At 50.1% G+C, this 13,199-nt stretch carries 13 protein-coding genes; 8 read left to right on the top strand and 5 right to left on the bottom strand.

The window, feature by feature from the left end:
- The first annotated feature begins 9 nt into the window (after positions 1–9).
- A complete protein-coding gene (locus AC5FXQ_RS10285; protein WP_493602349.1) occupies positions 10–1,509 on the top strand; it encodes a RagB/SusD family nutrient uptake outer membrane protein in 1,500 nt (499 codons plus the stop codon).
- A 219-nt stretch (positions 1,510–1,728) separates the two neighbouring features.
- Here AC5FXQ_RS10285 and AC5FXQ_RS10280 read toward each other — a convergent pair whose 3' ends face one another.
- Entirely contained in the window at positions 1,729–2,547 is an 819-nt protein-coding gene (locus AC5FXQ_RS10280) for a phosphatase PAP2 family protein (protein ID WP_493602348.1), read from the bottom strand.
- Positions 2,548–2,857: 310 nt separating this feature from the next.
- On the opposite strand from AC5FXQ_RS10280, the gene metK reads away from it, so the two are divergent.
- Positions 2,858–4,162 carry a methionine adenosyltransferase gene (gene metK / locus AC5FXQ_RS10275; RefSeq protein ID WP_493602347.1) on the top strand — a complete coding sequence of 435 codons (1,305 nt, stop codon included), beginning with the start codon at positions 2,858–2,860 and terminating at the stop codon, positions 4,160–4,162.
- Between the two features lie 93 nt (positions 4,163–4,255).
- Here metK and hpf read toward each other — a convergent pair whose 3' ends face one another.
- The 4 genes from hpf to AC5FXQ_RS10255 all read right to left on the bottom strand — a co-directional run bounded on the left by hpf (position 4,256) and on the right by AC5FXQ_RS10255 (position 7,034).
- On the bottom strand, positions 4,256–4,558 hold the full coding sequence (gene hpf / locus AC5FXQ_RS10270; RefSeq protein ID WP_493602346.1) for a ribosome hibernation-promoting factor, HPF/YfiA family: 303 nt from the start codon (positions 4,556–4,558) through the stop codon (positions 4,256–4,258).
- 25 nt (positions 4,559–4,583) lie between these two features.
- Positions 4,584–5,462, bottom strand: coding sequence for a tyrosine-type recombinase/integrase (locus AC5FXQ_RS10265; protein ID WP_493602345.1), 879 nt, complete (start codon positions 5,460–5,462; stop codon positions 4,584–4,586).
- A 74-nt stretch (positions 5,463–5,536) separates the two neighbouring features.
- Complete coding sequence (gene rpsU, locus AC5FXQ_RS10260) at positions 5,537–5,731, bottom strand: 30S ribosomal protein S21 (protein ID WP_007653500.1); 195 nt, start codon at positions 5,729–5,731, stop codon at positions 5,537–5,539.
- Between the two features lie 163 nt (positions 5,732–5,894).
- Entirely contained in the window at positions 5,895–7,034 is a 1,140-nt protein-coding gene (locus tag AC5FXQ_RS10255) for an acyl-CoA dehydrogenase family protein (protein WP_493602344.1), read from the bottom strand.
- Positions 7,035–7,361: 327 nt separating this feature from the next.
- Here AC5FXQ_RS10255 and AC5FXQ_RS10250 point away from each other — a divergent pair, with 327 nt between their 5' ends.
- From AC5FXQ_RS10250 to AC5FXQ_RS10225, 6 genes are all read left to right on the top strand, one after another.
- Complete coding sequence (locus AC5FXQ_RS10250; protein WP_493602343.1) at positions 7,362–8,108, top strand: tyrosine-protein phosphatase; 747 nt, start codon at positions 7,362–7,364, stop codon at positions 8,106–8,108.
- A 22-nt stretch (positions 8,109–8,130) separates the two neighbouring features.
- Positions 8,131–9,141 carry an NAD-dependent epimerase/dehydratase family protein gene (locus AC5FXQ_RS10245; RefSeq protein WP_493602342.1) on the top strand — a complete coding sequence of 337 codons (1,011 nt, stop codon included), beginning with the start codon at positions 8,131–8,133 and terminating at the stop codon, positions 9,139–9,141.
- Between the two features lie 70 nt (positions 9,142–9,211).
- A complete protein-coding gene (locus AC5FXQ_RS10240) occupies positions 9,212–10,609 on the top strand; it encodes a tetratricopeptide repeat protein (RefSeq protein ID WP_493602341.1) in 1,398 nt (465 codons plus the stop codon).
- Positions 10,609–11,397 carry a phosphosulfolactate synthase gene (locus AC5FXQ_RS10235; RefSeq protein WP_493602340.1) on the top strand — a complete coding sequence of 263 codons (789 nt, stop codon included), beginning with the start codon at positions 10,609–10,611 and terminating at the stop codon, positions 11,395–11,397. Before AC5FXQ_RS10240 ends, AC5FXQ_RS10235 begins: the two co-directional genes overlap by 1 nt.
- Before the next feature lie 83 nt (positions 11,398–11,480).
- Positions 11,481–12,428 (top strand): polyprenyl-phosphate transporter, encoded by a 948-nt coding sequence (locus AC5FXQ_RS10230; RefSeq protein ID WP_493602339.1) that lies wholly within the window; start codon positions 11,481–11,483, stop codon positions 12,426–12,428.
- Positions 12,429–12,430: 2 nt separating this feature from the next.
- A complete protein-coding gene (locus AC5FXQ_RS10225) occupies positions 12,431–13,174 on the top strand; it encodes a shikimate dehydrogenase family protein (protein ID WP_493602338.1) in 744 nt (247 codons plus the stop codon).
- Positions 13,175–13,199 lie beyond the last annotated feature (25 nt).

Here is a 13,199-nt window from a genome sequence, read left to right as displayed (position 1 = left end):
TAGAGAAAAATGAAGATTAAGAACATAAAGTTTGTTGCAGCTATTCTTGGAGCCACACTGAGTTTAACTGCATGCGAGAAAGATTTCCTGGAGGCTGTGCCTTCTAACAGTGTGCCTGCTGAACAGGTAAACACTACCAAAGAAGGTATGGAGGCTGCGCTGACAGGTATCATCCGTTTGATGCGCCAGGCACCGGTAAACCAGGGAGCCGTGAGCCACGACAGCTACGGTGTGCCGTCGCTGATGCTGACCTTCGATGTGATGGGGCAGGACATAATGGCCAATACCAACTGGTATGTGTATCAGTATGAGCTTGATAACAAGCTGGTTACTTACCGTGGTACCCGTATTCTTTGGGGCCATTCCTACAACCTGATCGCCAACGCGAACAGCATCATTGCTAACGCTAAAAACCTGGGCGATGCTACTGAGCAGGAGAAAGCAAGATTTGAGGCAGAGGCAAAAGTGATCAGAGCGTTTTCGTACTTCAACCTGGCGCGTGTGTATCAACACACTTACCTGAAGGATAAAAATGCACCGGCTGTTCCGCTGATGCTGGAGCCTACTACGCCATCGGTACAAGGTAAAGAAAGAGCAACGCTCGAGCAGGTATACACCCAGATAGTGACTGACCTGACTGAAGCCGAGCAAGCGCTGACCAGCGCGAGACCAAGCAAGAGCCGCATCAACAAGAATGTAGCGCAGGGTATGCTGGCCAGGGTATACCTGGAGATGGGTCAGTGGGATAAAGCAGCTGAGTTTGCCCGTAAGGCACGCACTGGCTATCCGCTGATGACGCCTACTGAATACCAGGCTGGTTTCAACAACTATGGCAACGCAGAGTGGATCTGGGGCTTGCCGCAGTCTGCTGACCAGAACAACGCCTATGCATCATTCTATTCTTTCATCGATGGCCGCTATACGGTGCTGGATGACGGAAGCCGCGAGTACGTTCGCAGAGGGTATAATAATTTCCGTGCAAACGACAAATTCGTAGAGCTGTTTGATGAGAATGACGCACGCCGCGAATTCCAGGAAGACACAGAAGCCTTCACACTTAACAACAAAGGTGAGAAGATCTGGAGCTACGACCGCTTCACGATCACCAAGTTCAAGGACCTGGCTAACCTGGGCGGACACATTCCATTGATGCGTTCTGCAGAGATGCTATTGATTGAAGCAGAGGCGCAGGCAAGGCTGAACAATCCGGTGGAAGCGCAGTCGCTACTGCTTGAGCTGCGTCAGCAGCGTTACGAGGCAGGTACAGTTGTGCTGCCTACGCTGGCTATCGGCGATGCGCTGCTGGAAGAGATTTTTGTGGAAAGAAGGAAAGAGCTGTATGGCGAAGGCTTTGGCTTGTTTGACATCAAGCGTCTGCAGAAGCCACTGGTGCGTGAGGGTAACCACACCGCTGTGCTAGGTGTAACGCCTGCCAACTCTGATCTGTTTATCCACCAGCTTCCGCAAGGCGAGATGGATGCGAACCCGAATGCTGAGCAGAACCCATAGTTCTCGCTCTTGATAAAAAGAAAGGCTGCCTCAATCGAGGCAGCCTTTTTTATTTCGGGTGTTTTGCTTCGTGTGCAGCTGCGGCAAATTACACCTTTGCATGCTCTAAAGTATTGTAGGTCAACGTGTCACTGAGTAAGTGTTCGCCGACCCGCATACGCAGGTAGCCTGCTGCAGTGGCGTAATACCGGGCCTCTGAGGGAATCTTTATGTTGCAGTTTAGAAGGTATAGCTCAGGTTGGCCCCCTGCGAGGCAGTTCCGGCAAAGGTCGGAATAATGGTTGGGCTAAGCGATAGGCCGCTGCTGTTGGACTTCTTGTGAAGTTGTGGTACCAGCACACCAACCGCTGCTCCCACTGCATAGCCTAGCAGGTTATCGCTCAGAAAATGTTTACCCGCTCGCAGGCGCAGATAGCCAACAGCTGCAGGCACTGCGGCCGCTCCCAGCCACACATAGGTACGGGCAGGCGAGTCTGGGTTGAAATCATGATATACTTTGGCGAAAAAGAATGAGGCCGCCGCCGCTGCTGTCGTATGGCCAGCATAAAAGGAGTTACGGGCATTGGCGCGCATTTTTTCGCCCATCTCTACATCCGGACTGTACACCAAGGGGCGTGTACGGGGGGCAAAGGCACTGGTCATCGTGAAGATTGCACCTGTCACAGCCATAGTCTGCACGTAGAGTCCAAACACCTGGCCGGCATTGCTGCGTACATCGTCATCAAAAGCTAGGAGAAAAGGAAGCGCAAATGATCCGTAGAAAGGAAAATCACTTATTTTCTTTGCCTGCTCTGAATCATACCCGACTGAAAAGCGATCGAAGCTGTTCACCTGGTTTCTGTTCAGGTTAGCGATTTGTTGCTCTGTCAGCCCCTCTTTGTCCTGCATGCGGGTGAGGCCGTAATAGCTGAGGCCCATACCTGCAGCCGTTATAGGGGCGTCTACTGCAAATTTGGTTTTATAAGGAGAGTTATCTTGAGCCAGGCTGACCTGTGTTGTCATGGCCAGGCACCATATCATCAGAATATACTTTTTCATCGTTGAGTCTTAAATGTGCAATTTTAATGAATGAAACGAGGCTATATATAAAAGGTTTTCTATAGCTATTTTTAAGTTGCAGTGCCTTGTGACTATATTTTTTCTTCCTGCAGACACTGTGACAGATCAAATACTTTTTATATGTTAGATACAATTTACAGAGAGGATTGTTTAGTAGCGCCAATAGATTCCAAATGCAAGTATATCTTGTGTAAATGATCGTTTTTATTGTGGCGGAATTGGCGTAGCTTTGCAATCGCTGTCGTTGCCGGCAGTTGGTTTATACTTTGTACCTAAACCCACTATTGAGATGCCATATTTGTTCACCTCCGAGTCTGTATCAGAAGGACACCCGGATAAAGTAGCGGATCAGATTTCTGATGCCCTCCTAGATGAATTTTTGAAGCAGGACCCACAGTCTAAAGTGGCTTGCGAAACGCTGGTAACGACAGGACTTGTTGTGCTGAGCGGCGAAGTGAAGACCGAAGCATACGTGGATGTGCAGAAGGTTGCCCGTGATGTTATTAAGCGCATTGGCTATACCAAATCAGAATATATGTTCGATGCCGACGCCTGTGGTGTTATCTCGGCTATACACGAGCAGTCCCCAGACATCAACCAGGGTGTGGAGCGCACCAATCCTGAAGACCAGGGTGCTGGTGACCAGGGTATGATGTTTGGCTATGCCACCAATGAAACTGACAACTACATGCCTCTGGCGCTGAGCATTTCGCATCTGCTGCTGGAGGAGCTTTCTGCTATCCGCAAGGAAGGCAAAGAGATGACCTACCTGCGTCCGGATGCAAAGTCTCAGGTGACCATTCGCTACAGCGATAACCACGTGCCGGAGAAGATCGATACAATCGTTATCTCCACGCAGCACGACGAATTTGTTTTGCCGGAAGGCGACAGCAACGAGGCCAAACTATCAGCTGAGAAGCAGATGGTGCAAAAGATCAAAGAAGATGTGGACAGCATCCTGATCCCGCGTGTACTGAAGCAGTTGCCGGAGCGCATCCAGAAGCTGTTCAACAACGAGATCACTTACCACATCAACCCAACAGGTAAATTCGTGATCGGCGGCCCACATGGCGACACAGGTCTGACTGGTCGTAAGATCATTGTGGATACATACGGAGGCAAGGGAGCACACGGTGGTGGAGCTTTCTCGGGTAAGGACTCTTCTAAAGTAGACCGCTCTGCAGCGTATGCAGCACGCCATATCGCCAAAAACCTGGTGGCTGCCGGTGTAGCTGATCAGGCGCTGGTGCAGGTAGCTTACGCAATCGGTGTGGCCAAGCCGGTTGGTTTGTATGTGACTACTTATGGTTCTACCAAAGTAAAAGACGCCAGCGGTAGCGTGATGAGCGACGGCGAGATTGCTGAGAAGGTGAACAAGCTGTTCGACATGCGTCCATACGCCATTGTGCATCGCTTTGGACTGCAGAACCCGATATTCTCTGAAACAGCTGCTTATGGTCACATGGGCAGAACGCCAGGTATGAAGAAGGTGGAAGTTTCGGTGAACGGCACCAAAGAAGTAAAAGAGTTCGAAACCTTTACGTGGGAGAAACTTGACTACGTGGATAAGATCAAGGCAGAGTTCGGTTTGTAATGCTTATACCTTAGATCATAAAAAAGGCCTGCTGAGCGATCAGCAGGCCTTTTGCTTTATACCCGGATCAGGTATAGCAAGTAGCAGTATGGCTTAATGATGGGCCATTTGTTTCTCCTTGAATTTTTTCAGTTGTCTGCGCATCGCTTCAACAGCTGCATCGGCGGCCGCTTCAAAAGATGGAGCATCTTCTTTTGAGAAGAGGGTGGAGCCTGGCACAAATAGTTTGATCTCTACTGTTTTATTGTCTGTTCCGTCGTTGTTGTTATGTTTAAGAAACACCTCGCCTTCTACAATGCGGTCGTAGAATGTTTCCAGTTTGTCTACTTTCTGCTGGATGAAATCGGTCAGCTGTCTGTCAGCCTCGAAGTGGATTGAATGCATCTGTAGCTTCATAATCGTAACATTTTATGGTTAAACTTTATGCTTTTGGATGAGCCTTCTCGAAAATCGATTTCAGCTTCTCTATCGAATTGTGTGTGTATACCTGTGTAGCGGCCAGGCTGGCGTGCCCCAGCAGGTCTTTGATGGCATTCAGGTCTGCACCATTGTTTAGCAGGTGGGTGGCGAAGGAATGTCGCAGCACATGTGGGCTGTTATGTTCGGAGGTGGTGACCAAGCTGATGTACTTTTTAGCGACACGATAAACGAACTTCGGATACAGTGGACGTTCTTTATTAGTAACGAGCAGCCTTTCCGAATTGTTATTGCCAAACAGGCTTTTCTTGTGCTCCAGATACTGCCTGATAGCAGCTACCAGCGTATCGTTCAGCGGGATGATGCGCACCTTGTTTCCCTTGCCGAGTACACGCACTGTTTTGGCGTGCAGGTCTACGTCTTCGTGGTCTATACCAATCAGTTCAGCGAGTCGCATGCCGGTGCCATACAGGAACTCCAGTATCAGGCGGTCGCGCTGCCCTTCAAAGGTGTCCTCAAAGGTAAAGCTGTCCAGGAAGTGGTTAAAAGGCTCTTCTGGCACAAAGGCAGGCAGCTTTTTCGAAACTTTGGGAGCTTTGATGCGCAGCATCGGGTTGGCGCTGATGCGCTGCTGGCCTAACAGGAATTTATAGTAGGAGCGGAGGCAGGCAATTTTGCGGTTAACAGAACGTGCCTCCAGGTTTTTGTGCACGAGCGTGAGTATCCAGGATCGTATGATGGTATGGTCTGCCTCGGCGGGATCAGTGATCTGGTAGGTGTCCTGCAGGTACTGCGCGAACTGCCCCAGATCGGTGTGATAAGAAGTAAGAGTGTGCGGACTGTACCGCTTTTCGTACTCGAGATACTTAAAAAATAATTCCATACCTTGGTGTAAAGGACAGATGTGCCTGCCATTTATACCAAGGTATGGAAAAATAAAATATCTTTAAAGAAAGACTAGTAGTTTTCGTTAGCGAAAAGCTGCTGCTTGTACTTCGCTCTTTCTTTTTGCTTTCTCTTAGAAACAGATGGTTTTTCGAAGAACGTTCTCGCTCTCAGCTCTTTCAGAACACCAGTTCTCTCGAATTTCTTCTTGAATCTCTTCAAGGCACGGTCTACAGACTCGTTATCTTTTACGTTTACAATAATCATATTTTTGCTCGCTTCTTCTGATATTTAGGGTTGCAAATTTAATCAATGTTTATCTTAAAAATCAATAGGTTGAGCAAAATATTTACGCAACCCAGTGAAAAAAAGGTGCCTGCATAGCCAAAACAGCTTGCAGGCACTATTTTGTTCGGGCAAAGATAGCCTTTTATTTCAGGATAGCTCTGGAGATAACAAGCTTTTGGATCTCACTTGTTCCCTCACCGATGGTGCAAAGCTTGGCATCGCGGTAGTATTTTTCGGCCGGGTAGTCTTTCGTGAAGCCGTAGCCACCAAAGATCTGCACACCTTCGTTTGCCACACGCACTGATACCTCAGAGGCATACAGTTTCGCCATGGCAGATTCCTTGTTCACATTCAGGCCGCGGTTCTTCATGTCGGCTGCCTGGTAGGTGAGGAGAGCCGCTGCTTCGATCTCGGTAGCCATGTCAGCCAGTTTGAAGGCAATGCCCTGGAAAGCGGAGATTGGCTTGTTAAACTGCTGGCGCTCCTGTGAGTAAGCTAGTGCTGCCTCAAATGCACCCTGTGCTATACCTAGCGAAAGCGCTGCGATGGAGATACGGCCACCGTCCAATACTTTCATCGCCTGGATAAAGCCTTCGCCCACATTGCCCAGGATCTGGTCTTTGTGTACACGGCAGTCTTCAAAAATCAGCTCAGTGGTTTCAGAGGCACGCATACCCAGTTTGTCTTCTTTGCGGCCAGCGCTGAAGCCCGGTGTGCCTTTTTCAATGATAAACGCTGTCATGCCATGGGAGTCACCTACCTCGCCAGTGCGCACAATCACCACAGCCACATTGCCGGTTTTACCGTGTGTGATGAAGTTCTTGGCACCGTTGATCACATAATAGTCGCCGTCCTGTACCGCCACGGTACGCATGTTACCGGCGTCAGAACCAGTGTTCGGCTCCGTCAGGCCCCAGGCACCGATCCACTCGGCTGTGGCCAGTTTTGGAAGGTATTGCTTCTTCTGCGCTTCGTTGCCGAACTGCAGGATATGACCGGTGCAAAGCGAGTTGTGCGCCGCCATGGAAAGACCGATAGAACCGTCGATTTTGGAAAGCTCCGCAATAGCGGTCACATATTCCAGGTAGCCAAAGCCGGAGCCGCCGTACTCGGTTGGCACCAGCACGCCCATGAGGCCCAGTTCGCCCAGCTGCTTGAACACCTCCACCGGAAACTCCTGACTCTCGTCCCACTCCATCATTTTCGGTTTGATGTTCTTGGCGCCGAAGTCACGGATCATATCGGCAATCATGCGCTGGTTTTCTGTATAGTTAAATTCCATTTAAGTTTTTTGTGTTAAAGTCGCGTGTATTAAACTGAAATTTGAATAAAGGGTTTACAAAACTAAACAAATAAGCCTGATTGGCAAATTCGGAGTTTTAGTTTGAATTAACCGATGTCAGAACAGTGGTTGTGTCTTAAGCCTGGATCAACTCAAGTAGCTCAAGCCCATCAGGAATTGGTGCGTTCAGCGTGATCTTCTTTTAATAAACCCAAACGCGCTGCGTTTATTTTGATAGCGTATAATATTTGCGTTATTTTGATGTTGCGTTGCCGTGTTTGGCAACGTTTGTGTTTTGTGCCGGGTACATACGGTTGAATTGAGCAAATGATAAAGTTTTTCCAGAATCTGTTTGGCAAGGAAGAAGTGCAGGTCGAAACGATGAGTACCATCGGCGTGGACATGCACTCCCATATACTGCCAGGTATAGACGACGGCGCCGCCACCGTGGAGCAGTCGCTGGAGCTGGTGCGCGGCATGCAGGAACTAGGCTACCGCAAGCTGATCATGACGCCCCACATCATGAGCGACTTCTACCGCAACACACCCGAGATTATCCGCACCCAATTGAAAGTGCTGCAGGATGCCGTAACGGCCGAAGGCATCGAAATGGAACTGGCCTGCGCTGCCGAGCACTACCTCGACGAGGCCCTGCTGCAGAAGCTCGAGGACAATGAGGAGCTGCTCACGTTTGGCGACAACTACCTGTTGTTCGAAACCTCTTTCCTGAACGAGCCGCTCAACCTGCGCGAGGCCATCTTCCGGATGCAGTCGCTGGGCTACAAGCCGGTACTGGCCCACCCCGAGCGCTATACCTATTTCTATGGCAAGTTCGACGACCTGGTGAGATTGCGTGAACAGGGTGTGCTGTTGCAGCCAAACCTGAACTCACTCACCGGCTATTACTCGCCGGGCGCCAAGATGGTGATCGAAAAACTTATTGACGCCGGCCTGGTTGACTTTCTGGGTTCCGATGCGCACAGCCTGAAGCACGTTGCCAACCTGCAGAAAGTGCTTTGCTCGAAGTACCTGGTGAAAGCTCTCGAGCTTCCGCTACTCAACAGTAAATTATAATCCCTTAACTTCTCCTATACCCATGTCGATGGTTTTCGTGACAGGCGGCAGTGGCCTGATTGGCAGCTATCTTATACCGGCACTCGTCGCGCAGGGCCACCGTGTGCGTGCGCTGTACCGGGGGCAGGTGCCGGCTGTCGCGCAGGCCGGCCAGGTAGACTGGGTGGAGGGCGACATACTGGATATTGCCTTGCTCCGGAAAGCGCTTAAAGGAGTAAGCTATGTGTTTCATAGTGCTGGTTTGGTGTCCTATGCGCCACAGGATGCCGAGCTACTGCAACACGTGAACGTAGAGGGTACCGCTAACATAGTAGATGCCTGTCTGGATGCGGAGGAGGAAGTTAAGTTGTGCCATGTAAGCTCGATCGCGGCTATCGGCCGAAGCAAGGAAGCGACTTTGCTAAACGAAACCAGCAAGTGGAGCGCCGGTGAGAAGCAGTCAGCTTACGCCGAGTCGAAGCACTATGGCGAACTGGAGGTATGGCGAGGTATAGCGGAAGGCCTGCAGGCCGTGATCGTGAACCCCTCCGTCGTACTGGGCCCAGCCGACTGGAACCGCAGCAGCACACGCCTCTTTAAGTATGTATACCAGCAACGACCTTTCTATACCCCGGGCAGCGCCAATTTTGTAGATGTGCGCGATGTGGTGGAAGCCATGCTGCGCCTAACATTCTCAGATGTTTCAGGTGAACGGTTTATATTGAATGCGGGGCAGCTCACTTATAAGGAGTTCTTTGCGGAGGCTGCCCGATGCTTCGGTAAAAAGGCTCCCTCCTTCAGAGTCTCTCCGGCACTGGCCGAAGTGTTGTGGCGGCTGGAGCATGCCCGCGCCTGGCTCACAGGAGGCCGCCCACTGATTACCAAAGACACGGCACGCGTCACTGCCAAGAGCCACTTGTTTGACAACCAGAAAGTTCGGGAAACAACAGGTATGGAGTTCAGGCCACTGACCGAGTCCATCACCTGGACGTGCCAGGGTTTGCTGCAAATAGCACAGAATCAGAGAGGTCCGGAACTGACCCGCGCAAACTAAACTATTTGCAGATTATAAATGTAGTTAAAAGACAAGAGCTGCCGTTTTTGCAGTTTGTGGGATATAGGAGATGAAAGAGAATTTTGACGAGCACAGCGAGGATTCTGAACTGATCATCCGGTTCGAGCAGATGCTGGGGACAAACGAGACCGTTTTTTTTGACCTGACCGATTTTGAATATATCATAGACCACTATACCGCCAACTTTGATTATAAGAAAGCGTTGCTGGCCTGTGATTCTGCTATAGCACAATATCCTTTTTCGACAGGGCTTCAAATAGACAAGGCGCAGTTGCTGGCAATGTCCGGCAACTTCGATGATGCTATGGTGCTCATCGATCAGGTAGCCGAGGTGGAGCCGCAGAACCCTGACGTGCTCCTGACCCGGGGCATCATATTCACGCAGCGCGGCGAGTACCGTGATGCCGTAGACCATTTCAAAAAAGCGCTGGCCTTTGCTGAGGACCGCGACGATATATACTTCAACATTGGCCTGACCTACCAGAGTTGGGGCAAGTTCAGCTCGGCTGTAAAGTACTATAAGAAGTGCATTGAGCTGAACGTGGAGAACGAAGCTGCCATGCAGGAGATCATCTACTGCATGGAGATTACAGGCACGATGCGTGAAGAGCTTCCCTTCTTCCAGGCGTTTATCGATAAAGACCCCTACTCATATGTTGCCTGGTTTAACCTGGGCAATGTGTACAACAAGCTGGGGTCTTACGAAAAAGCCATCGCCGCCTACGATTATGCCACTATCATCAAGCCCGATTTTATCACGGCCTATAACAATATGGCCAACGCTTATGTGTTTATAGGCGAGTACACCAAAGCCATTGAAGCCTTTAACGGTATGCTGGAGCATGGATCGCCATCGGCAGAGGTGTTCTGCAACATCGGCGAGTGCTACGAGAAAATGCAGCAGTGGGACCTGGCACGCCGCTATTACCAGAAGGCCATTGACCTGGATCCTGAGATGGATGAGGCCTGGTTTGGGATAGGTGTAGTACTGGATGCGCAGGGCAAATGGTATGAATCGGTGCACTTCTTTAAGAAGGCTGTTACGCTTTACGACGACAGTGTAGACTATTGGGTGGCCCTGGCTTCAGCAGAGTATCATGTAGGCCATGTGGTGTCGGCGCTGGAGAGCTATGCGCGTGCCGCCGAGATTCAGCCGGAGGACAAAGACATTTACCTCAACTGGTCGATCATACTGTACGAACAGGGGAATTTCGAAGAAGCGACAGAAATTATTCTCAATGCGATAGAATTGCAGCCTGACGAGGCTGAGCTGTATTATAGGGCTTGCGCCTATATGCTTTCGGCAGGAAAATACCGCGAAGCATACAATTATTTGGAAAATGCGTTAATTTTGGACTTCGATAAACATAAGCTGTTGTTTGAGTTCTTCCCTGAGCTGGAGTCGCAGCGCGCATTATCCCGATTAATTGACCAATACCGCAAGTAATGAACAGCAACTATATTTTAAATGGCCTGCCGGAGCGTGAAGTGAAACCTCGTGACCGTGGTTTCACCATGGCGATGGACAAAGGCCTGAGTATACGTGAAGTAGAGGATTTCCTGGATGTAGCAGGTGAGTACGTAGACATTGTAAAACTGGGCTGGGCTACTTCATATGTAGTGCCTAATCTTCAGAAGAAGCTTGATGTTTACCGTGCAGCCGGTATACCAGTATACTTTGGCGGCACTTTGTTTGAGGCGTTCATCGCCCGCAACCAGTTCGACGATTACCGCCGTGTGCTCGACAAGTATAACATGACGTTTGCTGAAGTATCGGATGGGTCGATTGAGATGAATCACGAAAAGAAGTGCGGTTATATCCAGACGCTTTCAGAGCAGGTGACTGTATTGTCAGAAGTCGGTTCTAAAGACGCAGAGAAGATTATCCCGCCGTACATGTGGATCAGACTGATGCAGGCTGAGCTCGATGCAGGTGCTTGGAAAGTGATCGGTGAAGCCCGTGAAGGTGGTAACGTAGGTCTGTTCCGCTCTACCGGTGAGGTACGCAGCGGTCTGGTAGAAGAGATTCTGACCAAGATTCCGTTTGAGAAAATCCTGTGGGAAGCTCCTCAGAAAGCACAGCAGGTATGGTTTATCAAGCTGTTGGGAGCTAACGTGAACCTGGGCAATATTGCCCCAAGTGAAGTTATTCCGCTCGAAACAATCCGTTTGGGCCTGCGCGGCGATACGTTCAACCACTTCATCAACAACGGACAGCCAATAATAGACGCTTAATACATAACAGATAGTGAAAAATTGCCCATTGGTAACCCCGGCGGGCAATTTTTTTGTGCTTAGCCAAACCAGTTACAAAAAGCATGAGACGACGATCTTTAAAAGAATACCTGTTGCTGTTTTCGAAAGGTATGGGCATGGGGGCTGCGGATGTGGTGCCAGGGGTGTCAGGCGGCACGATCGCCTTTATCACGGGCATTTACGAAGAGCTGCTTAACTCCATCCGCTCCGTCAACGGCGAGGCGCTACGCCTGCTGGCCCGCTTCGACTTCAAAGGTTTCTGGCAACATATCAATGGCACCTTCCTGGTGGTATTGGTGGGAGGTATCCTGTTTTCGATCGCATCACTTTCACGTTTGGTGGTATACCTGCTCGAGAACCACACCATTTTGCTTTGGGCATTCTTTTTTGGACTGATCGTGGCCTCGGCCCTGGTGGTGGGCAAAAAGATTACTAAGTGGCGCCCGATTGTGGTGTTGTCAGGTATGGTGGGCGTGGCCATTGCCTACTGGGTCACCATTGCGGTGCCTATGCAGACGCCGGAGGCTTACTGGTTCATCTTCCTTTCGGGTGCCATTGCCATTTGCGCCATGATCTTGCCCGGACTTTCCGGCAGCTTTCTGTTGCTGCTGATGGCCAAGTATGAGTTCATGATGAATGCGCTGAAAGAGCTCAAGCTTGATATGATTGCAGTGTTTGGTATAGGTTGTGTAACAGGCTTGCTGGCTTTCTCGCATGTGCTCAACTGGATGCTCAAGAACTACTACAACATCACAGTAGCTATGCTCACGGGCTTTATGGTTGGTTCGCTGAACAAGGTATGGCCCTGGAAGGAAACTGTGCAGACCTACACAGACCGCCATGGAGTAGAAAAACCGCTCCTGCAGGACAACGTGCTGCCGTCGACTTTTGCTGAGCTAACTGGTGAGGAGCCATACCTGCTCTATGCCATAGCCCTGGCTATCTTCGGCTTCCTGCTGGTATACCTGATCGACCGCCTCACCGACGACAATACAGTAGACAGAGTATAGCCATGCGCAAATTCGGACTGATCGGTAAAAAGCTCGGGCACTCTTTCTCAAAGCGCTTCTTCACTGCGAAGTTTGCAAAGGAAGGTATAGCAGATGCTGCCTATGAGCTATATGAACTACCCGATATAGCTGAGTTTCCTGATCTGCTTTCCCGCGAGCCTGAGCTGGTCGGGTTGAATGTAACGGTGCCATACAAGGAAGTCGTTATCCCATACCTGCACGAGCTAGACGAAAGCGCTGCCCGTATTGGCGCCGTGAACACCATCAAAATAGAGGATGGCAGAACAAAAGGCTATAATACTGACTTTATTGGCTTTCGGGATACGCTGCAGCAGTTCTATCCGGCTGGTGAAGGCACCAAAGCACTAGTGCTGGGCACGGGCGGTGCTGCAAAGGCAGTGTGGGCAGCCCTGAATGCACTGGCTATACCTTATACCTCGGTTTCACGGAATCCCGCTGAAAATCAGCTGCATTACGACGCTATAACACCGGAAGTACTGCAGGTTTATACCTTGATCATCAATACGACCCCGCTCGGTATGGCCCCTGAAACGGATAGCGCCCCCGCTATACCTTACGAGGCACTTACTGCGGGGCACTATCTCTACGACCTGATATACAATCCTGAAGAAACCCGTTTTTTGCTAAATGGTCGATTGGCTGGGGCACATACGATTAATGGCCTGCCTATGCTCTATGCACAGGCCGATGCTGCCTGGGAAATCTGGGCAAACGAAAAGTTCTAATAAAATATTGCGTTTATTTCATGTT

The organism is Pontibacter sp. LHS1, assembly GCF_058932855.1.
This window is presented reverse-complemented; position numbering and strand designations above follow the sequence as displayed.